Source organism: Pseudomonas sp. KH_050 (assembly GCF_057838875.1).
This window is the reverse complement of record NZ_CM174478.1, coordinates 3,000,438-3,021,819: the sequence shown is the minus strand read 5'-3', so window position 1 is coordinate 3,021,819 and position 21,382 is coordinate 3,000,438. Positions and strand designations below refer to the sequence as shown.

The window sequence follows — 21,382 nt, the reverse complement described above, 5'->3', positions numbered from 1 at the left end:
GGTCTGATCAGCCCCGGAAAAAAGTATCGTCAGCACAGTGAATTGCCGACCAGAAATGAACAAGGGTTTACATTAGCTTTCGCTCGCAAACCCTTGATTTTAGACGCTATGCATCGTTAGGCCAAGGCCCATCCGGTGTTGGGGTCGTGATGTCGATGCCGCGCTTTATTTGCCTACAAACGTGCAAACATAGACGAATTCGCCACCGGCATCTCTGTTCAAATCTCCCTGCACCTTTTCGTAACCATAGGGCGCATTGATATCGGCGTTGTTGCCGCCGATAACGGTGACTTTGTTGACCGCATTGTTGATGTCGTAGGTCTCGGTTTTGTAGCAGAGATACACATCATCACCGCCTGCGCCTTTGTTCAGGTCTTGAGGCAATTTGGTGTAGCCTTCCGGTGTCGCCTCCCGGTTATAAATGATCTTGATCGCGGTCACGGCCGGTTTAAGGTTGTCCGGCTCCCACGCTTGCTCGTGGTAGCAAAGGTAGATGAAATCGCCGCCGGCCTTAGAATTGAGGTCGTAGGGAACCTTGGTATAGCCAGCAGGCGGTTCGATGGTCGAACTACCGCCGGTAATCACCACCAGTTGGTCGATGTAGTTCGGCTTGAGCCGGTATTTCTCCGATTGTGCGGGCGCCCATACCGTTTCGTAATGCAGTTTCATCGCGTCAGCTTGTGCTTCGGTTTCGCACAAGCTCCAGATTTCCTGCATCGGAATCGTCGGCACGAAGTCTACGAAATCGGGCGATGCACCAACGCTGTCGACCCATGCCTGGTAGCCTTCCTGGCCGTTGAACACGCCATGCGCCTTGGTGCCGTCGCCGCCGCGGACTTCCTGGTGGGTATTGGAGTTCTGAGTGAAGCTGCTGATGGATTCGCCGTACTTGGCCTTGGCTTCTGCACTCAACTGACCGGTCAGACCTTCGTAGCTGGCTTTGGCGACGACCGAAATCGAGTAGTCGCGTTTGACCTTCAGCTTGTTCGTCGATGAGGCGAGTATGGCGCATCCACCCATCACGATGCCGGTCAGGAAGTGGCTGCCCACATCATCAAAATACTTGCTGATGGCCTTCGGCTTCGTCACATCCAGCTCGTCCAACTGCTCGCGCATATGCACCAGCATGAGGTTGCGTAGTGACTTCACCGATGGCAGTCGCAGCGACCAGAGATTAATCGATTGCTGGATGCGGCTAAACTCGCTTTCGGCATTACGTAATGAGTTTTCATCGTAGTCGCTGGAGAGCGATCCGCTGAAGAAGTTGTACTTCCCCTCAATGGCAACGCTGGTGGCAAGGTTCTTCTGGTATTCGGAAACAGTGCTGCCACTGATGTTTCTGTAGCTTGCACTGTCATTCTGCTGAACGTCGACGATTTCTGGGACGACAAAGCCTGGCTTGAACGACACATTTTTCTTCTTCGCACCGTACCAGTCGAAGAGTTGGACGGCTCCGCTATTCACACTTGCGTAGCTCAGGAACGGGTTGTAGCCCAGTCCAATGGCCTCTACGCCCGGAAGCACATCTTCGCCAAGACCTGCCTTTAAACGTAACAGCTGCAGGTGGTGATTAACGGAAAAGTTTACGCGTCCCTTCGGTAAGTCGACGTTCTGCATGACGATTTCCTTATGAGTGAAATTGATGTGCAACCGACTTATGCTCCTGCATAAGCAAGGAATCAGCATAGACGCTTTCAGACATGACGCAGGCGGAGTAAGACGTAATTAAAAAGCGTTTTATATCAGTCATATACAGTCTATATGTGTTGATTCCCCTTTAATTCGGCATTATTAAGGCGCACATCGGAGCCGGCGCACGCGGCGATTGAATCGACTTCAGGATTCTTTACCGGTGCAAGTTGTGATTCGCCTTCCTTGGCTTCGGTAGGCATGAAGGTCGGCGACCTGCTGGTCAACATTAAACAAAGTACGGCGGGCACATCCGCAATCACCTGGTACCGGGTCAGAAGTTTGACTACATCGATCGGGATCACGCCTATTGTGTCCATTGCGAATAGCTAATATAACCTGACTCAGGTCGACACCTGAAGGGTTGACAACTAAAAATTTTAATTCGTTTGTATTTTCTTCCAGGGTCCCAAGTGAAGAATAAACCATGTCTCTGTACTTATTTTTCATTGCGTTAAGGTAATGGATTTTTCAAGAATGACGTTGCCCAGAACCCCGATTTTGGAACAGCAACTCGCACCCGTATCTCTTTGCGGTAGATCGTGATCGCATAGCCCGGAAACTCGAGGCATCAGTCCTTTTGACTGTTGGCCTTATTGGCCGCATCAGTGATTTTCTTTATGCGCTTTTCCAACCTCGCTTGCTGCTTTTCAAGGTCGCTGGAGTAGTTCTTCCAAGCTATTACCCCACAGGCCAAAACAACCCCGAAAAGAGCCAACGTTGCGACTGATGCTAAAAGAGCGGTGAATGCACTGATCAGCCACGGCGCCAGGAAAGCAATAAGTACCAGAAGCGCAAAAAATATCAGGATCAGCATCGGATTTGCCCCCATTCAACAGCCAGCCTATTAAATTACTTCGCGACACCTCAGTCATCCGCTACGGCGGCCCGTGAGTGCCTGCCGCAACTTAGCGGCCACAGTCGAGGGCTTCGGCTTGTCCTTTTTCGCTCCGGCCTTGCCGCCGCCGAAGGGGTTGGTCATCCGCGCCCATTCGATTCGCGCATCCACCGCCAGGAACAACTCGGGAGCGGCATGCGCCAGGCGAGATCCGGAGACCATCCAAGCCAGCCGGTGGCAATCGAGTAAAGCCGATCGACATAACTGCTGTCCTCGACAACGTTTACTCCTTCACCGCCGGAGCCTTTCCCGAATCAGGGCCCTCAGGGTTGTACAGTGCCGCGTGGTAAGTGTTGAGCTGCACGGACACATCCAACACACCAGCTTGCCAAACTTTCTCGGGCACCGCGTCGGCGTCCTTACCGGAGAGATTAGCACCGGAAATAACTATTGCCGCCCAACCGTCGACACTCAGGGCATTGATTGCCTGAGAGGCGCCGCGCAGGCCGCCGAAGCGCGCTTCGATGCTGCGCACGGCAGCCAGCGTGGGCACCAGCTAGGCAACCAGCAAAGAAACGCTGCCCACGTCGCTGATCTTCCCGGTGGTGCCATTCGAAGGCCTGAGCGGATGGTCGAAATGCTGTAGGAAGTTAATATATCCACGGCAGGCCCGCCATGCTCGGGCCTTTCAAGCGCAACCAATCGAGAGCGGCGTCAAGTGCGCGAAGGATCTACCGTGACCACACGTAGTTTTGAACTCATCGAAAGCAATGGTAAGCCGATCAAGGCCTGGACTCGCGGCGTTCCAGTCGAGGACTCGGCGAAGCAGCAACTGCGCAACCTGTCGGGCCTGCCCTTCATACACTCTCACATCGCGGTCATGCCGGATGTTCACTGGGGCATGGGCGCCACCATCGGAAGCGTCATTGCAACCAAAGCGGCCATCATTCCGGCCGCCGTGGGCGTGGACATAGGCTGCGGCATGATGGCGGTTGAAACCACCTTGACGGCATCAGACCTGCCTGACTCGCTGCTGGCGATCCGAACCAGCATTGAGCGCGCAGTCCCGCACGGTTTCGTCACCACCCCGGGCCGGGCTATCAAGGGCGGCTGGCACGTCGCGCCAGACTCGGCGATCACCCGCTACCGCAGCCTTGGCGAGCGCCATGCAGAGATGGTCGCCAAGCACCCAAAGATCGACCACAAGAGCCCGCTTTCCCAGATGGGCACCCTGGGCGGGGGCAACCACTTTATCGAGGTCTGCCTCGACGAACGTGACACCGTCTGGGTAATGCTGCACTCGGGGAGTCGCGGGCCTGGCAACATCATCGGCCGGTACTTCATCGAGAAGGCCAAAGAGGATATGCGTCGCCACTTCATCAACCTGCCAGACAATAACCTGTCCTACCTGGTTGAGGGCACAGCGCTTTTCGACGACTACTTCGAGGCGTTGGACTGGGCGCAGGAATATGCCCTCGAAAACCGGAACCAGATGATGGAGGCGGTCCTGCGCGTGCTGCGCGAGCACTTGAAGCCGTTCGCCATCGGCAAGCATGCGGTGAACTGCCACCACAACTATGTCGCCCATGAAAACCACTTCGGCGAGAACGTGATGGTTACCCGCAAAGGTGCGGTGCGTGCGCGGGAAGGCGACTTCGGCATCATCCCCGGCAGCATGGGCGCTCGATCGTTCATCGTGCGCGGCAAGGGCAACAAGGACTCTTTCTGCTCATGTTCCCACGGTGCTGGCCGGGCCATGAGCCGTGGCGATGCTTTCCGCCGATTCACGGTTGAGGACCACATCGAAGCCACCAAGGGCATCGAATGCCGCAAGGATAAGGACGTCATCGACGAAACTCCGGCCGCGTACAAGGACATCGACGCGGTGATGGCCGCTCAAGCCGATCTGATTGAGATCGTTCATACCTTGCGCCAAGTCGTGTGCGTGAAGGGCTGACCGGTCGGAGCGCTTTTGGCGTTAATACGACCTTTCACAACGGTACGAACTCCAAAGGAAACACCTACAACTACCGGTGTAACCCATTCGGCTGCAACTGACGCATCCGAGCAGACCTCTCTTTAGAGGTCTCTCTTTCAAACCCAGGATAGCCCTGTTTGTGTCTGGGGCCGGAGGGTGGCTCCATGACCATTCAGTTTCTTTCCCTCGATGATGTTTGCGAGCTCACTGGCGCGCGCGTTCCAAATGCGGGATTTGCGCGCAAAGGCCGGCACGGACAAGGCCGAATCAAGCGCCGACATACGACAGTTGTTATGTACATTCGCAACCGCAAAGGGAAAAAAGTATCGCCAACAAAGTGAATTGCGGACCAGAACGAACAAGGGTTTGCGTTAGCTTTCGCTCGCAACCCCTTGATTTTAGATGGTGCCGAAGCCGGAATCGAACCGGCACGCCCTTACGGGCGGGGAAATCTTAAGTCCCTGTTAATGCCGTCCGGCTATGTTCGCCAGTGTTTTTAAGTCTAGGAAACTCCCTTGTAAATCAATGGTCTTGTCTTATCCTCTATGTTTATCTGTTCGCTTGTGTTCGCCAGTGACCAGCGCCTAACCGATACGCAATAGACACAGAGTCAGGAGCAAAGGCCATCAGCAGCTGGACCGACAAGACGATTGAGGAGGCCATTCGTGACCTGTGTCCCCTCACCCGCTGGACGTGCTCGGTGCCGAAACCGAAGGCATGATCGGCTACATCATCGAATAGGCAACCTGTTGGCCTTCGAAGTCCCTTTCGCCACCCTGCTGACCCAGGTCGAAGTCGACGCACGTTACACGGGTATGACTATCGCGATGCCTGGATTCGTTCTGTCAACCATCTATGGAAAAGCAGACCCATGAAACCAATCCGCTCCCTTGCCTGCGCCGTTGCCCTCGCCTCACTCCTCTCAACCGCCTGCCTGTCGGCCCATGCCGCTGATATACCGTTGGGCAGCAGTGCCATGGAAGGTCACATCGTTTCACGCGTACTGGCCGTTGATCCCGCGAACTACCAGGTCACCATCGAAGGTCGCGACAAGAATCCAGTGCCCATCCAGCTCACCGACCAGGCCAAAAACCTGCACAATTTGAAAGTCGGCGACACTGTCGATATTCATGTGATTCGCTCGGTCGCCTATGTGCTTGACACCGATGTTGGCAGTGCACCGGGCGTCACTAATGAATCTATGACCATCCGCGCCACCAAGGACAATCCCAATCCCGGAGGTGAAGCGGTTCGCCAGGTCAAGGTCACGTCGAAGATCACTCACATTGACTTGAAAAAGCATGAGGTGACCTTGCTTCCGCCAGAGGGAAAAGTGACTGTCCTGAAAGTCGAAGACCCGAAGCTTCAGGAACGAATGAAGAAACTCCAGGTGGGTCAAACGATCGATGCCATTTATACCGAAGTCCTGAAGGTCAAAACTTCACGCTAGCGACGTTCGCCGACAAGCGTGGCCTCGAACAACAGGACTTGAGTTCGACATGACAGATCTGTTCAATGCAATCGGCCTTGGGTTACTGGCGTTGCTGCCATTGACTAACCCTCCCACGACAGTTGCGCTGTTTCTCGCCCTGAGTAAGGGGCTGAGTCACAAGGAAAAAAATTCACAGGCTTTTCTGACGTCACTCTATGTCTTTCTGATCATGACGCTCACTTACTATGTAGGCGCGTTTGTTATGGATGCGTTTAATATCTCCATACCGGGCTTGCGTATGGCCGGTGGCGGAATTCTCATCATCATGGGCTTGAAGATGCTGTTTCCGCCGTCTCTTCAGCCCTCTGCTTCCAGCCACGGCGCAACTGAACAACCGAACTTTGCCTTCATCCCGCTGGCCATGCCCAGTACGGCCGGGCCTGGCACCATTGCAATGATCATAAGTTCCGCCGCCACTATCAAACACAGTACGTTATTTCCTGCCTGGGTCTTATTAATAGCCCCTCCGTTAATCTTCCTGTTTACCGCTCTTATTCTTTGGGTATGTCTGCGTGGCTCAGGAGTAATCATGAGAATAATGGGACAGTCCGGCATTGATGCCATATCACGGCTGATGGGTTTCCTTCTGGTATGCATGGGCGCGCAATTCGCCATTAATGGCTCGGTGGAAATAATCCAAACCATCATCGACAGTAACGCTCACCTGCTCCGCCCTCAGTAATTTCGAGAGCCTTTTCTATGAGTACCGCTGGATGAATGGCCGGGTTTTACTCTGCAAAGCGTCTGAAAGTCAGCTGTACTGAGAGTTATCCGATCATCGCCAGCCTGCCTGGCCACATGGGGGGCGCGATGCGCATTCCATTGTTTTACGCGGTGTCAGTTGTACTGTTTTTACATGGTTCTGCTTGCCTGGCGCAGCCATCGGATGCCACCGCTGCCGATACGCCACCCGTCGCGGCGGCTGCCAAGGATGCGGTCTTCACTCAGGAGCAGCTGGATCAGATGCTGGCTCCCATTGCCCTTTATCCTGACCCACTCCTTGCACAGGTGCTGATGGCCAGCACCTACCCAGGGGAAGTCGCCGAGGCCGTCACCTGGTCTAAAGCGAACCCCAAAGCCAAAGGCGATGATGCGGTCAAACAAGTGGCAAGTCAGCCTTGGGACCCAAGCGTGCAAGCGCTGGTCGCCTTCCCGCAGGTGCTGGCGACCCTGGGGCAGGATCCCGTTTGGGTTCAGCGACTGGGCGATGCCTTTCTGGCGCAGCCCGACGATGTGATGGGGGGCGTGCAACGCTTGCGGCATCAAGCGCAGGCCGCGGGCAACCTGCAGAGCAACCAGTATCAGAACGTGACGGTGCAGAATGTGACGGCCCCCGCCCCGGCACCTGCATCGCCATCGACAACCACATCCTTGGCCCCGGCGAGCTCCTCCACCATCATCATTCAGCCCGCCGATCCGCAGGTGGTGTACGTTCCCACTTACAACCCGACAACCACCTACGGCACCTGGGCCTATCCGGCGTCGCCCCCCGTCTACTACCCACCGCCACCCGCCTATTACCCGGGTTCGGCATTGCTGGCCGGGCTGGCGTTCGGTACCGGCGTAGCGATCATCGGCTCGCTATGGGGCGACTGTGACTGGGGCAATAACGACATCGACATCGACGTCAATCGCTACAACAACATTAATCGCAACAACCAGATCACCAATAATCAGAACAAGTGGCAGCACAACGCAGTACATCGCGATGGCGTTCCCTATCGAGACAACAGAAGCCGCCAGGAATACGGCCGCCAACTCAACGGTGCCAACCAGCGCCAGGCCTATCGGGGGGACGATGCTCAGCGCGCCAAGGCCCGTGAGAATGCCCGTAGCGCCATGGACAGAAGCGGTTTCGAGAGACCGGCCACCAGCAACCGACAGGCCCGTGATCAAGCACGCCAGGCGCAGTCGGGAATCTCGGCAGGCAATCGAATGCAGGCAGGCGCAGACAGACCGAGAATGGCTGACAGAAGCCAGGGCGATGCCAGAAACATTCGCGAAAACCAGCAGCCCAGGAGACAGGATGCTCAGGTGAATCAGCGCAGGCAGGACCTCTCCCAGACGCGCCGGGGTACGCACAATCGACCGGCCGTCAGTCCCGGCAGTGCCCGAAACAATGCATTCGCCGGCGTGCGTTCACCGTCCCAGTCCAATGCGCAAGCCTTGCGTGGCCGGGCCAGCCAGGCTTCCGCCCAGCGTCCGAGCGCCATGCGTTCTGCCGGCCATCAGATCAGCCGGCCGTCCAGCCCAATGCGTTCGAGGGGGGGCCGTCGGTGAAAAGCCAACGCCGAGTAAAAATGCCCATGAACCTGCTGCCATCGGCTCTGGCGATCACCGCAGGCTTGGCGTGGTCGTGCATGGCGACGGCGCAGCAGGCATTCTCAACGCCGGAAAAGGCCGCTGAAGCGTTCGTCAAGGCGCTCGGCAAGGAACACGCCGATCAGGCACGCCTGACAGAGTTGCTGGGAGAAGACTGGCGCAGCGTCATTCCCCGCGAAGGTGTGCAACGCAGCGATGTGGATGCGTTTTTGAAGCAATATCACGAGCAACACCACATCGAAAAACCCAGTGATCGCAAGGCAATCCTGTCGGTCGGCAGTGACCACTGGACACTGCCTATCGCCATGGTTAAAGGGGCAAACGGTTGGCGGTTCGACATGAAGGCCGGCAGCGTTGAAATCCGTGCACGTCGAATCGGCCGCAACGAACTCTCCACGGTGCAATCGGTGCTGACCTATCACGACACCCAGATGGACTATGCCTCGGTGGACCGTGACGGTGACGGCGCGCTCGAATACGCGCAGAACATCTTCAGTACACCCGGCACACACGACGGACTCTATTGGGCGGATGACGACAGTGGTCAAATCAGCCCGCTGGGTCCGTTGTTCGGCAACGCCACTGTCGGTGAAGACTGGCACGGTTACCACTTTCGCATTCTCAAGGGACAAGGCCCCTCGGCACCGGGGGGTGCCTACAGCTACCTGATCGGAGACAAAATGAGCCGCGGCTTCGCACTGGTCGCCTGGCCGGCAAAATACGATGACACCGGGGTGATGAGCTTCATGATCAGCCATGAAGGACAAGTGTTCGAGAAAGACCTGGGCCCCCACGGTGACAAACTGGCGCAGTCGATGAAGCGCTTTGATCCGGACAACAGCTGGAAGGAAGTGACGGTCGATCAAAAGCCGGAGTGATGACCGGCCCCAACCGCGCGCTACGGGTAGCAGCCGTGCCGCTGATGGACAGCATCACTGAGCAGCCTTCCACTGAGGGCTGCTTGGGATGACAACCGACAGGTAATCAACCATGAGCGAGACAAAAGCCCGGTTCCGATCGGGCTTTTTTACGCCTGCCTTTATTCGTCAGCACTCACCCCTGCGCGCAACGGCAACCAGCAGGAGGCCCGAGTGTTGACGAATAACCGCAACCCACCAAAAGGAATCGTCATGAATCAGACCATTCGCCAAAAACAAGCAGTCCTGCGGGTGTTGCGGGATCGCCTCTCTCTGTCTACCTCGGAGATGTACCAGATGATCGGTCGCGAAGAGCCGGTAAGTGCGCCACGCTTCAACGTCGTGCCACTGGGCAAGAACACCGTTGATGTGGTCGATCGTTCCTCCGGCCTATCCCACGGAGCTCGGCACCGACAGCCTCCCCGGCCACGCTGATGACCGTGCAGTGCTGAAGCTGAAGCCAACCGCGGCATACAAGGCGGTCCAGGCAATCGGCGGACGCGCCATGTCGCAGAAGGATTTGAGTGACTGGATCAAGGACTGGAACACCGTTCTCCGCGCGACCAGCGAAACCGGCGAGACGATGAGTATCGTGAAGGCGATCGCCGCTGTTCGAACCATTACGATCAAAGCGTCTTCGGAAAACGAGCACGCCGTAGGCGAGACCAGCTCCAGCCGCAGCTCGATGGATCAGATCGAAGCCCGCAGCAAAGAGAGCTTGCCAGCGAACCTGGTGTTCTCGGCGGTTCCATTCGAAGGACTGTAGGCTCGTGACTTCACTTTCCGCGTGTCGGTCATCACCAGTGGCGCACAGCCGGTGCTGAAACTGCGCTGGGTTGGTGAAGAAGTTCAGCGCGAAGAGATCGCGCAGGAGTTTAAGTCTGTTCTGGATGCTGCCGTCGATATCCACGCCAAGCTGACGCTGGATACCTTCGATCCAAAGTGAAGAATAGGTGACCCGTTCGTTACAACGGATTGCCCCTTCAACCTATAGCTTACTTATACCCTGTCGCATCCAATGACCGAGGACTGCAAGACCTCGCGCCCTGATCGGTGATTTCCTACGATCAGTTACTGCGGCTCAACTGGAGATTCTGGGTAGTGCAGTCGGTGTTGCTCACCGTATTCATGAATGCATTCATCTGCATGGAGCACTTCTCGATATTCAGGCCGTTGCGGCCGTCACTCGAAATACTGGTGATATACGGGCCGGCAGTTGAACAACCAGCCAAGACGGCGGCCAACGCAAGCACAGCAAAAATCGACTTCATGTTAATCCCTTCAGGTTGTCGCCATGCAGGCGTGATCGAAGCGGAAACTTATAGCACGTTGCCACTACGAATAGCCTCGCCAATTTGTCGCATCCGGTCACGGAGGGCGGCGCCTACCATCACGACCCTACGTGCGAAAGCTCTTCGTCAATGATTCGCTCTGCATTCTTCGCAGCGGTTGTCGCAAACTCGTAACAGACCCAGTAGTCCTGCTCTGTTACGGATGCGGATCCCTGCAAGTTCTCCAGGCAGCGCGTTAATGCATGCTTTATCAAGCCATCCTTTAGAGCATTGCGGGCTGCCTCTTCACCTTCAACCGCTCGAATGGCATCTTCGATTTCTTCGATCTGCTCAATCTTTGCCGCCAGCGTGACCTTGGCGAACTCATCTCGCTCGATGATTTTGGTCCAAGAGTGATCAACTATCAGCGTTTTCATTAGTAGCTCCCTGTCTTCCTGGCTCATGCCGGGTCATCAACCAATAGCCCACAAACTCAAATCTCGCCACCGTATCCGATCTCGGAGAGCGGCGCCTGACTGGAGATACACCATGAGCACATTTGCTGTGTTTGGCATGATCCGGCTCCATGCCGGGCCGAACACAAATACCCCACTTCAACGAATCGCGCCAGCCGGCGATCACTTGAGATCGAGAATCAGAAGAAACAACAAGGCTTCCTCGACTGGCGTGATCTTTACAGACCAGTGCTTAGCCTGTGCGGTATCTGTAAAGCTGTTCAGGCAGCGGGTGACCGACACCAGGCTGATGGATGAACGAGATGTGCGCGACGGGCAGATTTGGGTGTTGCAGGGCAAAACGAAGGCGAAGCGCCGTATTGAGGTAACGGGCGAGCTTAAGGTTTTGATTGATCGAATCATGTCCAGAAAGTCAGAACACAAGGTCCGCTCGACGCGGCTGATCGTTACAGAGGACGGCACACCAATGACGGTGGCGATGCTGCGGAGAAGGTTTGATTTGGCCAGGGAAGCGGCCGGTGTCGCAAAATCTGAGTTTCAGATGCGGGATTTGCGCGCCAAGGCGGGTACGGATAAAGCCGAATCCAGCGGCGATATCTTGCAGGCGAGAGATCAACTTGGGCATACGACGGTGGTGATGACGGAGCAGTACATCCGGAACCGCATGGGCAAGAAAGTCACTCCTACCAAGTGAATTGCGGGGGCCAACTCCAAAATAGCGGACCAGAAACAAACAAGGGTTTGCATTAGCTTTCGCCCGCAAACCCTTGATTTAAGATGGTGCCCGAAGCCGGAATCGAACCGGCACGCCCTTACGAGCGGGGGATTTTAAGTCCCATGCGTCTACCAGTTTCGCCATTCGGGCGGTAGCGCGGTGAAGCGGTCTGCAGCACTTTAAATAACGATTAAGCAGCTTAAACGTTTGTGCAGCAAAGGAAGAAATATATACATCCCTTCCCTTCGAAGCAAGTTTGTCGACGTCAAATACGAGACAAAATCTTGCGCCGAAGCTTAAATAAAAAAGCTCCGTAAATCATAGATCTACGGAGCCTGTTTATGATGGAGGCCGAGGTCGGAATCGAACCGGCGTAGGCGGATTTGCAATCCGCTGCATAACCATTTTGCTACTCGGCCTCAAACGTTCGATGTCATTTCCATCTACATCAAACGTGTACACATTAGAGCTGAAAACGAGACTCTAATCTAGCTCTCAACCCTTTGAAATCTAAGGGGTTTTTCTATTTCCTGTACCAGGAATGGACGCAATTCTGGACCTGTTCGCAGGACATGTCAAGAACCGTCAGAAAAAAATTAATAACAGGTCAAACGGCTGACGCCTCTGCCCCTGCGTCAGGCGACTGCTGGCACATTTGCGACAGCCAATAGCTGATCAATGGGGAAATACTGATGCCCCGAAGATAACACTACACTTGCGCTGCCAGCGCCAGCTTTTACTGTGGATCAGGCTTGTGATGGATAGCCCTGGAAGAATTCAGTCCCATGCCACGAACCGTCATCGTACTTCTCGCAGTGATTGCAGCCTTGTACCTCGGGCTGTGTGCCGCCTTGTTTGTGTTTCAGCGTGCGCTCATCTACTTTCCGCAACCTCGCACCCCGGGCATTGCTGCGACGATTCTGACGCTGCCGGTGGCCGACGCCCAGGTGCTGGTTTCAACCAGGCCCCGCGACGGTCCGGATGCGTTGATCTATTTCGGCGGCAATGCCGAGGATGTGTCGCGGAACTTGCCCGAGTTTTCGCAAGCGTTCCCGAATCGGGCGATCTTTCTGCTGCATTACCGAGGTTTCGGCGGCAGTTCCGGATCGCCTTCCGAGGAGGCCCTCCAGCGTGATGCCCTGGCGTTGTTTGACAGGGTCCACGCCGAGCATCCCGATATAGTGGTTGTCGGCCGCAGCCTGGGCACCGGCCTCGCCGTTCAGTTGGCGAGCCAGCGGCCAGCATCGCGGCTGATCCTGATCACGCCATACAGCAGCCTGGAAGACCTGGCCGCAATCAAAATGCCGCTTTTCCCGGTGCGCTGGCTGCTCAAGGACAAGTTCGAATCCTCGAAGTACGCCCCGCGCATCAGCATCCCGACGCTGTTGATCGCCGCGGAACACGACGAAATCATACCTCGGGCCAATTCCGAGAAACTCTACGCGCAGTTCTCCCCTGGCGTGGCCTCGCTCAAGGTGATTGCCGGCACCGACCACAATTCTATATCGCAAAGCCCGGAGTACTTGAAACTGCTCGCCAGCGGGATGTGATCGACAGCAAGACGGCCTGTTCAAACCGGACGAGGTCCTTTCAGGGTTTCCCCGATTCACAGTTGACCATCCAACTGATGCCGAACTGATCGACCAGCATGCCAAAACCTTCCGCCCAGAAGGTTTTGCCGAATGGCATGCTGACGGTGCCACCGACCGCCAGCGCATCGAACACCCGCTGCCCCTCGGTAGTGTCCTTTACCCCGATGGAGAGGAACACCCGGGTCGTCGAGCTGTTGTCGCCACAGCCATCGGAGGCATACATAAGGCTTTCGCCAAGACGGAAACTGGCGTGCATGACACTGTTCGGATCGGGCATCTGCTGCCTTTCAGGAGCTTCCCGGGAATGGAACAGGAATTCGATTTTGGCGCCAACGGCGGACTCGTAGAATTTCAGCGCTTCTTCACAACGTCCGGCGAAGAACAGGTAGGGAGTGATCTGCATGACGAAACCTCCACTTGAGGCGCACGTCTGGCTCGCGCCCGTGCCCGACCACTATAACAACGCTTGCGCAAGCAGTGCCGACGCTGCTCCCAACGGCTCTGGACAGGTTCGGCCTGGGTCATTAATCCGAATTGCCCTTCCACAGCCAGTTCCAGAATCCCGGCAACTGCACGGGTTCGGAGCTGGCGCTGACCGTGCGGGCCATGGCGGCACGCTGCAACGCTGATCGATCGTCGTAAAACGGTTTGGCGGCGGTGGCCAGACCCGTCGCGCGGGCACTGTCGAGCAGGATTTGCAGATACTCCTGCATATGCCGGGAGGTGTAGCGATTGAGGTCGTGAAAGGTCACCACCACCGGAATAGCCGCATCGACCACCGGTAGCTCGCCAGCGGCGATTCGTTCGCGGACCTCGGATAATTGCCTGAGCATGTTCGAACGTCTGCGCAGGCTGAAATTGTAGCCCCAGATCTTGCCGTCATTGGCGCTCAGGTCGGTCAGCAAGACATGCAGGCCATGGCGCTGATACGCGGCGAAGGTGCGTTTGTCGTAGTTCCAGAATGGCGGGCGCACCAGTGTCGGCGCCGCTCCGGTGATGGCGGCTATGTCCGCGCTGCCATCGGTGAGCGACTGTTCCAGCGCCTCCGGGCTCAGCGAACGATGATTGGTGTGCCCCGGCGTGGCCGTGTGCAAGCCGAGCACATGACCTTCATCCTGTTCGCGGCGCATTATTTTGCCGCCCAGTTCACTGCCCCCCGCCCGCGACGCACGAGTCTGCACAAAAAACACCGCCTTGATGCCCGGTTGCAGCGGATTCTCGGCAAGGTCATCGAGAATCGATTGAGTCGGATTGTAAAACCCGGAGGCGCTTGGGCCGTCGTCAAAGGTCAGCAGAAAACGGATTGGCGGTTGCGATTGCAAACGTTGTTCGGTTTGCGACGTCAGTGCGATCGGCTGACTAATGCAACCGGCGAGCGCGGCGGCGATGGCAAGCGCTGATAAAACGGTGAAGATCTTTTTCATGGGGTCTGCCTTGGTCCAGGCGCAGACAAATACAGACCATGGCGAATTCAAGCAACAAAAAATCAACCGTATCGGCCATTCTTTCGACCGCCCGGCTTATCCCCGCCGGAGGTGTAACATTGATACAACTGAACTGACCCGCCGGCATTCAGGTACAGGTACGCTTCAAGCGGTGACGTCGGCTCGCCCTCTCACGGGGATGACGCTCATGAACTCTTGCCAGGATTTTTTGAAAAAACGCTACGGTTCCCGTACCAACGGTGCGTCGACCGCCATTGTCCCCCTGCTGCGCCAATACGCCGAGCCGCTGCCGGAACGGAGCTCAGAGGCCTTTGGCGCAATGTTCGACCGTTATGCCGATGCGCGGGTGGTGATGATCGGTGAGTCCAGCCATGGTACCGCCGAGTTCTATTGCGCCCGCGCCGCCATCACCCGGCGGCTGATCGAGCAGCATGGCTTCAATATCGTTGCCGTCGAGGCGGACTGGCCGGATGCGGGCCAGGTTGACCGTTATGTCCGCGGGCTGGCACCTACGGCCTGGAAACGCCACATCTTCAGCCGGTTCCCGACCTGGATGTGGCGCAATACCGATGTAAGAGCTTTCGCCCACTGGCTTCATCAGCACAACCACCAGCAAGCGCCCGGGCTGCGTGTCGAGTTTCGCGGGCTGGATGTATATAGCCTGCATAACTCCATTCGCGAAGTCTTGAACTACCTGGACGGGGTCGATTCTCAGCTCGCCCACGAAGCACGGCAGCGCTATGGCTGTCTGACGCCCTGGCAGGATGATCCGGCGTTGTACGGCCATTTTGTCGAACGTGGCGGCGCGATGCCCTGTGAGCAAGCGGTGGTCGAGCAGCTCGATATCATGCTCGCGGAACAGTTGGCGGACCGTACCCAGGACGATGAAGCGGTGTTTAATGCGACACAAAACGCCCAGGTCGTTCGGGCCGCCGAGCAATACTACCGAGCCATTTATCAAGGCTCGACCGCTTCCTGGAACCTGCGTGACCGGCACATGTTCGACACGTTGGGGGCGTTACTCGAACATCGAGGGCCTCAAGCCAAGGCGGTGGTGTGGGCGCACAACTCTCATATCGGCAACGCCGCCGCCACGGAAATGGGCTGGAAGGGCCAGTTCAATATCGGCCAACTGTGCCGCAGCGCCTATGGGCGTGACGTGGTGCTGATCGGCATGAGCACCGACCGTGGCCAGGTGGCGGCGGCCGATGACTGGGATGGCGAAATGCGCATCAAGACCGTCCTGCCCTCTCGTGCGGACAGTTGGGAGCATCAGTTCGTTGAGGCGGGCGTCGCCGCGTCACTGACCGACTGGCGCGATCCCCAGCGTGAAACGTTGCGCCAGGCCCTCTGCGAGCCGCTGCTGGAACGGGCCATCGGGGTGATTTACCGGCCGGAAAGCGAGCGCAGCAGCCACTATTTCCAGGCGGTGCTGGCCGAGCAGTTCGACGCCATGGTCTGGATTGAACAGACGCACGCGGTGACGGCACTGCACCTGCCAAAAAGCCAGGAACTGGAACCGGAAGACGAAACCTTTCCGTTTGGTGTGTGATAATCGGCAACGGAGGGGCGCTTCATTCGCCCGGAGCTTTTTTTACCGCTGTGTGCAGATGCAGCTCAAACCAGTCGCCCGCCAGTCTGGCAACCGCCTCAAGGGTCCCTGGTTCTTCAAACAGGTGGGTGGCGCCGGCTATGACCTCCAGCCGCTGTTCACACTGCAGGGCATGGGCGCTTTGGCGGTTCAGGCCGAGCACCGTCAGGTCCTGGCCTCCCACAATTTGCAAGGTGGGTGCCTTCACCAAGGCCAGCGCGGCTCCGGCCAGGTCGGTCCGCCCTCCTCGGCTAACCACCGCGTGCACCACGTCCGGGCGTAGCGCCGCTGCCAACAACGCCGCTGCGGCCCCGGTGCTCGCGCCGAACAGTCCGATGCGCAACGATTGCAATTGCGCGCTACGCCCTATCCAGTCGATCACTTCCACCAGCCGCCTGGAAAGCAGAGCGATATCAAAGCGCAACTCCCCGGTCAGGTGGTCCACGCGTTGTTCCGGCTCTGTGAGCAGATCGAACAGCAGCGTGCCCAGCCCTCGTTCGGCCAGAGATTGTGCAACCTGCTGGTTGCGTGGGCTAGAACGACTGCTGCCACTGCCATGGACAAACACTACCAATCCGCTGGCGTATGCAGGCAAACGTAAATCAGCGGCTAACTCGACGTCAGCCAGATCCAGTATTCGACTCTGTGAATTCAGCATTGGATCTACCTCAAAGCATTCACTGCCCCGCCTGCGATTCGCGTTCCCAGGCGCGCTGCAACAGGTCAATGACCTCTTTGTCCGAGGTCTGGGTAAAGTCCAGGTACCAATGACCGATGGACATCATCCAGTCGGGGATGAGCGGACACACCAGCTCATCCACTTTACGGCGTAGCGCCGCCACGGTATCAGGCGGCGCCACCGGTACGGCGACGACGATGCGTGATGGCTGTTGCTGGCGCACAGCCTGTATCGCCGCCAGCATCGTCGACCCGGTGGCCAGCCCGTCGTCGACCAGGATTACCACCTGGTCCTGCAGCTGCAGCGGTGGACGCTCTGCGCGGTAGACGCTCTCGCGACGCAGCAGCTCCCGGGCTTCCCGCGCGACAACCTCTTCGAGCGTGTGTTGATCAACATGGTGATAACGCAGCGCTTCCTCATTGAGTACCCGTATGCCGCCACTGGCGATGGCACCCATGGCGTATTCCTGATGAGAAGGAACACCGAGTTTGCGGACCAGCATCAGGTCCAGGCGTACCTCCAGGGCGGTGGCGACTTCATAAGCGACCGGAACGCCGCCACGGGGCAAGCCGAGGACGATGACATCGGCTCTGCGACGGTATCCGAGCAGTGGCTGTATCAGACTTTGGCCTGCGGCCCTCCTGTCTCTCAGAGCGGATTGCGAAGAAGAAGAATAGGACATTGAAGACCTCCTGAAGCCGGTAAACCCGATTGATTCGCGTCGCAAGGAGCTGGCTGGATTATTGATGAGCCCCCCTGTCGAACGGAGTCGCGAGCCTACGCATCTGCACACGCTTAACCTCTGCTGCTGCTCCCCACCTTTGATACCATCCTGCACATCTGTATTACATTTTAATGAAGAGCAGGTTTTTTGTGAATTTCATCCAGCGCTGGTTACGACATCCCATGGCCTCTCTCGTGAGCCTGACCGGGCTGGTTCTGCTGGTGCCGCTGGGCACTCGAATGGCCCTGGGCTGGAACAACCCGCTGGGTCATCTATCGGACCTGGGCATTGCCGGCTTGCTGATCGTACTGCTGTATCGGCGCCCATGGTGGCTGGCGTTGCCGGTGCTGATGGTCTGGTGCCTGCTGAGCCTGGCGGCAACCGAACTGGTCAGCGCGGTCGGCCGGCTACCGACCCTGGCCGACATTAACTACCTGATCGATCCGCAATTTCTGGAAAACTCCACCGGCGGCGGCGGCCTTGGCCATCCATGGCTCGCCGGAGCGCTGCTGCTAGCTCTGTTGATCTGGCTAGGGACCCAGTGGGGCGCCAGTCGCCGCGATACCGCGGCCTTGCCTCGACATGCCTGGAGCGTGCCGCTGCTGCTATTGCTGGCCCATGGCGGGGTGCAATACCTGCATCCCAGTGAAGCGGATCAATGGCGCCAGTTCAATCTGCCGCATCAGCTGCTGATGGCCGGCCTTGGAGAGGGCCAGGACCGCGCCCGGGAATGGTTCGGCGACCCTGAGGTTGACCTCCCTGCGCAGATGGCCGGCCTCACCCGGCTTGACCTGAATGGACAAAAGTTGCTGCAAGCCCCCGGGCGCGCACGCAATGTGCTGATCGTGGCCCTGGAAGGCATTCCGGGCGCCTATGTCGGCGTCGACCGCCAGGCGTTGAACAGTGGCTATCAGGAAAACCTGATGCCGCACCTGAGCCGCTGGGCCGAGCGCGGCATGAACACTCCTGACTATGTGTTGCACACCCACCAGACCATTCGCGGCCTCTACTCCATGTTGTGCGGTGACTACGACAAGCTCGACAACGGCACCCCCAAGGGCGTCGAGATGCTCAACCTGAGCCAGCGCAACCAGGCGTGCCTGCCGGCCCAGTTGCGCGAGCACGGCTTTGCTACTCACTATCTGCAAGGCGCTGGCCTGCGTTTCATGGCCAAAGACAAGATCATGCCGCACATTGGCTTCGACACCACCCTCGGTCTGGAGTGGTTCAGCAATCCTCGCTACCTGGATTTCCCCTGGGGCATGGACGACAAGGCGTTTTTCGAAGGAGCGCTGAACTACGTCGGGCAATTGCAGCAGCATGATCAGCCCTGGATGCTCACTTTGCTGACGGTCGGCACCCATCAACCCTACTCCGCCCCCGAAGACTATCTGCAACGCCATGCCACGCCCAAGCAGGCGGCGGTAGGCTATCTGGACGATGCCCTCGAGCAGTTCCTGGCGGCTCTGGAGCGCCAGGGTGTCTTGCAGGATACGCTGGTGATCATCACCTCCGACGAGTCCCACGGTATCGATGACGTGCGCCTGGCGTCGGCCTGGGGTTTCAACCTGCTCCTGGCGCCGGAGCAAGCCCAATTGCCGAGGGTCAAGTCCGGGGTCTACGGCCATGTCGATCTGAGTGCGTCGGTTCTCGACTATTTCGACTTTGCGGTGCCTTCAACCCTGAGTGGCCGCTCACTGTTTCGCGACTACGCGCAGGGTCGGGAAATCATGTCCTTCACCAACGGCATGCTGCGCTACCACGATGGCCAGGGGACCTTTACCGAATGCGACTTCCAGCAACGCTGCCGGCACTATGCCAGTGAGGGTTTTCTCGGTGAGCGCACGGCCTTCCTTGGCCAATCCAGCAGCCAGCGCGCTCGGCAGATCAGCGCACGCGCCGCGGCGCTGGATCATTCGTTGCTGCGGACCCAGCTGAACCAGCGCTACCAGTTTGGCAGCACCGACCAGATCCCCCTCCACGAGCGGATCAAGGACGACTGGGCCGACAACCTCATTGGCGCGCAATACCTGGAGATGCCCAAAGGCTCGCAGACCCGTGTGCGGATCAAGGTTCGTTCCGTAGGGACCCAAGAGAATGCCTATCAGCTGCTCAAGGCCAAGGAACTTGAGCAGGACGTGGCGCTGGACTTCCCGGCGAAGATCGTTCTGACGCCCGACCAACCGCTGGAAATGGACTTCGCTTTCGACAATCCGCAAACCCGCAAGGCCTTCTCCTTCCACCTGCTGGGCCATGGACTGGGCGCCATCGAAGTGAGCGAATTCAGCGTGACTACCGAATCGCCAGAGCAACCCGACCCATTGGACGAACGCGCCGAGGACGACAGCGTTCAATCAAGCTGAGTCAAGGGCGTTCAGTCTCTGACAACTGGATGAGCAGGTGGCTGTCCTTGAGTGGAGGACAGCCAGTCACTCTCATGCAACTACTCGGGATGCCTGGGCAATGCCATGGAGATCAACGCTGCCAGCAACACAAAAGCGCTCGAAATCCACAAGCACGCCACCAGTCCATGAACCTGGTAGACCCACCCGGAGAGCACTGTACCGATCAAACGCCCCATGGCGTTGGACATGTAGTAGAAACCCACGTCCAGCGACACACCGTCTTCCTTGGCGTAGGAAACGATCAGGTAGCTGTGCAGCGAAGAGTTCACCGCGAACAACGCACCAAAGACCAGTAATCCACCAACCAGCACCAGCGGTTCGGACAGCTCCGTATTCAACCCCAGGGCTATCGCGGCAGGCAGCCCGGCCAGTGCCAGCGCCCAGACACCAGCGGTGCGACCATCAGGTAACTGCCCTCCGCGCTTGCCGGTGATCCTCGGCGCGAGGGATTGCACGACGCCGTAGCCAATCACCCACAGTGCCAGAAACCCGCCGACGCTCCAGAAATCCCAGCCAAAGACGCTGCTCAGGTAAACCGGCAAGGCCACCACGAACCAGACATCGCGGGCACCGAACAGAAACATTCGTGCCGCCGAGAGAATATTTACTGCCCGGCTCTTGGAAAGGATTTCGCGAAACCTGGGTTTGGCCTTAGCCTTGCCCAGATCCTTCTTCAGGAACACCAGGCTACCGATCCAGATCAGCGCCAGAACGGCGGCCATGGCCAGCACCGCGCCCTTGAAGCCCAGCAGCGCCAGCAAGGCCCCGCCGAGAAAGAACCCGACGCCCTTGAGTGCGTTTTTCGAACCGGTGAGGATCGCCACCCATTGATAGAGTTTGCCCTGTTGTCCATCGGGCACCAGCAGCTTGATCGAGCTTTTGGCGCTCATCTTGTTCAGGTCTTTGGCGATCCCCGACAACGCCTGGGCCCCCATCACCCAGGGGATGCTCAGCCAGGCCGCCGGAACCGTCAACATCAGCAAGGCCACGACCTGAATCGCCAGACCGATATTCATGGTCCGGTTCAAGCCCAGCCGTGCCCCTAAATAACCGCCCAGCAGATTGGTGATCACCCCAAACAGTTCATAGAACAGAAACAGCGCGGCAATTTGCAGCGGGCTGTAGCCCAAGGCGTGAAAGTGCAGCACCACCAACATCCGCAAGGCACCGTCGGTGAGGGTGAAAGCCCAGTAATTGCCGGTGACGAGCAGGTACTGCCGCACTTCTGGAGCGAGAGCCGACAACACC

General features: G+C 57.7%; 20 protein-coding genes, 3 tRNA genes and 4 pseudogenes. 13 read left to right on the top strand and 14 right to left on the bottom strand.

Translation table 11 applies throughout. The features are described 5' to 3' along the window. Positions 1–165 precede the first annotated feature (165 nt). The 4 genes from AC3IUA_RS13875 to AC3IUA_RS13860 all read right to left on the bottom strand — a co-directional run bounded on the left by AC3IUA_RS13875 (position 166) and on the right by AC3IUA_RS13860 (position 3,083). On the bottom strand, positions 166–1,617 hold the full coding sequence (locus tag AC3IUA_RS13875) for an MAC/perforin domain-containing protein (protein ID WP_489361708.1): 1,452 nt from the start codon (positions 1,615–1,617) through the stop codon (positions 166–168). A 643-nt stretch (positions 1,618–2,260) separates the two neighbouring features. Continuing rightward, on the bottom strand, positions 2,261–2,506 hold the full coding sequence (locus tag AC3IUA_RS13870; RefSeq protein ID WP_489361706.1) for a hypothetical protein: 246 nt from the start codon (positions 2,504–2,506) through the stop codon (positions 2,261–2,263). 54 nt (positions 2,507–2,560) lie between these two features. After that, the gene (locus AC3IUA_RS13865) at positions 2,561–2,749 is read right to left on the bottom strand and encodes a hypothetical protein (protein ID WP_489361704.1); all 189 of its coding nucleotides are present in this window, start codon (positions 2,747–2,749) and stop codon (positions 2,561–2,563) included. 61 nt (positions 2,750–2,810) lie between these two features. After that, positions 2,811–3,083 (bottom strand): hypothetical protein, encoded by a 273-nt coding sequence (locus AC3IUA_RS13860; protein ID WP_489362349.1) that lies wholly within the window; start codon positions 3,081–3,083, stop codon positions 2,811–2,813. A 180-nt stretch (positions 3,084–3,263) separates the two neighbouring features. Between AC3IUA_RS13860 and AC3IUA_RS13855 the strand changes: the two genes are divergently transcribed. After that, on the top strand, positions 3,264–4,484 hold the full coding sequence (locus AC3IUA_RS13855; RefSeq protein WP_489361703.1) for an RtcB family protein: 1,221 nt from the start codon (positions 3,264–3,266) through the stop codon (positions 4,482–4,484). 240 nt (positions 4,485–4,724) lie between these two features. Beyond that, positions 4,725–4,846, top strand: a pseudogene (locus AC3IUA_RS13850) (integrase); the annotation flags it as partial. A 62-nt stretch (positions 4,847–4,908) separates the two neighbouring features. On the opposite strand, the gene AC3IUA_RS13845 reads toward AC3IUA_RS13850, so the two are convergent. Further along, positions 4,909–4,994: transfer RNA gene (locus tag AC3IUA_RS13845), tRNA-Leu, on the bottom strand. Positions 4,995–5,177: 183 nt separating this feature from the next. On the opposite strand from AC3IUA_RS13845, the pseudogene AC3IUA_RS13840 reads away from it, so the two are divergent. From AC3IUA_RS13840 to AC3IUA_RS13810, 7 genes and pseudogenes are all read left to right on the top strand, one after another. Next, positions 5,178–5,311 (top strand): annotated as a pseudogene (locus AC3IUA_RS13840) (carbamate kinase); the annotation flags it as partial. Between the two features lie 65 nt (positions 5,312–5,376). After that, a complete protein-coding gene (locus AC3IUA_RS13835) occupies positions 5,377–5,955 on the top strand; it encodes a hypothetical protein (protein WP_489361701.1) in 579 nt (192 codons plus the stop codon). A gap of 49 nt (positions 5,956–6,004) precedes the next feature. Then, positions 6,005–6,679, top strand: a complete 675-nt coding sequence (locus AC3IUA_RS13830; protein WP_489361699.1) for a MarC family NAAT transporter — start codon at positions 6,005–6,007, stop codon at positions 6,677–6,679. Positions 6,680–6,807: 128 nt separating this feature from the next. Further along, positions 6,808–8,277 (top strand): DUF3300 domain-containing protein, encoded by a 1,470-nt coding sequence (locus AC3IUA_RS13825; RefSeq protein WP_489361697.1) that lies wholly within the window; start codon positions 6,808–6,810, stop codon positions 8,275–8,277. Between the two features lie 26 nt (positions 8,278–8,303). After that, a complete protein-coding gene (locus tag AC3IUA_RS13820; RefSeq protein WP_489362347.1) occupies positions 8,304–9,197 on the top strand; it encodes a DUF2950 domain-containing protein in 894 nt (297 codons plus the stop codon). A 252-nt stretch (positions 9,198–9,449) separates the two neighbouring features. Continuing rightward, positions 9,450–9,671, top strand: a complete 222-nt coding sequence (locus tag AC3IUA_RS13815) for a hypothetical protein (protein WP_489361696.1) — start codon at positions 9,450–9,452, stop codon at positions 9,669–9,671. Beyond that, positions 9,640–10,182, top strand: a pseudogene (locus AC3IUA_RS13810) (DUF2303 family protein); the annotation flags it as partial. The gene AC3IUA_RS13815 and the pseudogene AC3IUA_RS13810, both read left to right, overlap by 32 nt. Positions 10,183–10,303: 121 nt before the next feature. Here AC3IUA_RS13810 and AC3IUA_RS13805 read toward each other — a convergent pair. Then, positions 10,304–10,507 (bottom strand): hypothetical protein, encoded by a 204-nt coding sequence (locus tag AC3IUA_RS13805; protein ID WP_489361694.1) that lies wholly within the window; start codon positions 10,505–10,507, stop codon positions 10,304–10,306. A gap of 119 nt (positions 10,508–10,626) precedes the next feature. After that, on the bottom strand, positions 10,627–10,944 hold the full coding sequence (locus AC3IUA_RS13800; RefSeq protein WP_489361692.1) for a hypothetical protein: 318 nt from the start codon (positions 10,942–10,944) through the stop codon (positions 10,627–10,629). Between the two features lie 304 nt (positions 10,945–11,248). Here AC3IUA_RS13800 and AC3IUA_RS13795 point away from each other — a divergent pair. After that, positions 11,249–11,677, top strand: a pseudogene (locus AC3IUA_RS13795) (tyrosine-type recombinase/integrase); the annotation flags it as partial. 84 nt (positions 11,678–11,761) lie between these two features. Here the strand turns inward: AC3IUA_RS13795 and AC3IUA_RS13790 are convergent. Continuing rightward, a tRNA-Leu gene (locus AC3IUA_RS13790) sits at positions 11,762–11,848 on the bottom strand. Between the two features lie 195 nt (positions 11,849–12,043). After that, a tRNA-Cys gene (locus AC3IUA_RS13785) sits at positions 12,044–12,117 on the bottom strand. A 366-nt stretch (positions 12,118–12,483) separates the two neighbouring features. On the opposite strand from AC3IUA_RS13785, the gene AC3IUA_RS13780 reads away from it, so the two are divergent. Beyond that, the gene (locus tag AC3IUA_RS13780) at positions 12,484–13,248 is read left to right on the top strand and encodes an alpha/beta hydrolase (RefSeq protein ID WP_489361691.1); all 765 of its coding nucleotides are present in this window, start codon (positions 12,484–12,486) and stop codon (positions 13,246–13,248) included. Between the two features lie 40 nt (positions 13,249–13,288). Here the strand turns inward: AC3IUA_RS13780 and AC3IUA_RS13775 are convergent, their stop codons facing one another. After that, positions 13,289–13,693 (bottom strand): VOC family protein, encoded by a 405-nt coding sequence (locus tag AC3IUA_RS13775; protein WP_489361689.1) that lies wholly within the window; start codon positions 13,691–13,693, stop codon positions 13,289–13,291. 121 nt (positions 13,694–13,814) lie between these two features. Continuing rightward, positions 13,815–14,714 (bottom strand): polysaccharide deacetylase family protein, encoded by a 900-nt coding sequence (locus tag AC3IUA_RS13770; protein WP_489361687.1) that lies wholly within the window; start codon positions 14,712–14,714, stop codon positions 13,815–13,817. A 208-nt stretch (positions 14,715–14,922) separates the two neighbouring features. Between AC3IUA_RS13770 and AC3IUA_RS13765 the strand changes: the two genes are divergently transcribed. Further along, entirely contained in the window at positions 14,923–16,287 is a 1,365-nt protein-coding gene (locus AC3IUA_RS13765; protein ID WP_489361686.1) for an erythromycin esterase family protein, read from the top strand. A gap of 22 nt (positions 16,288–16,309) precedes the next feature. On the opposite strand, the gene AC3IUA_RS13760 is transcribed toward AC3IUA_RS13765, so the two are convergent. Then, positions 16,310–16,984, bottom strand: a complete 675-nt coding sequence (locus tag AC3IUA_RS13760) for a dienelactone hydrolase family protein (protein ID WP_489361684.1) — start codon at positions 16,982–16,984, stop codon at positions 16,310–16,312. A gap of 19 nt (positions 16,985–17,003) precedes the next feature. Beyond that, on the bottom strand, positions 17,004–17,687 hold the full coding sequence (locus AC3IUA_RS13755; protein ID WP_489361682.1) for a phosphoribosyltransferase: 684 nt from the start codon (positions 17,685–17,687) through the stop codon (positions 17,004–17,006). A gap of 173 nt (positions 17,688–17,860) precedes the next feature. Here AC3IUA_RS13755 and AC3IUA_RS13750 point away from each other — a divergent pair, with 173 nt between their 5' ends. Next, positions 17,861–20,092, top strand: a complete 2,232-nt coding sequence (locus AC3IUA_RS13750) for an LTA synthase family protein (protein WP_489361680.1) — start codon at positions 17,861–17,863, stop codon at positions 20,090–20,092. Between the two features lie 80 nt (positions 20,093–20,172). On the opposite strand, the gene arsJ is transcribed toward AC3IUA_RS13750, so the two are convergent. Further along, a complete protein-coding gene (arsJ, locus tag AC3IUA_RS13745) occupies positions 20,173–21,381 on the bottom strand; it encodes an organoarsenical effux MFS transporter ArsJ (RefSeq protein WP_489361679.1) in 1,209 nt (402 codons plus the stop codon). Position 21,382: the final 1 nt, after the last annotated feature.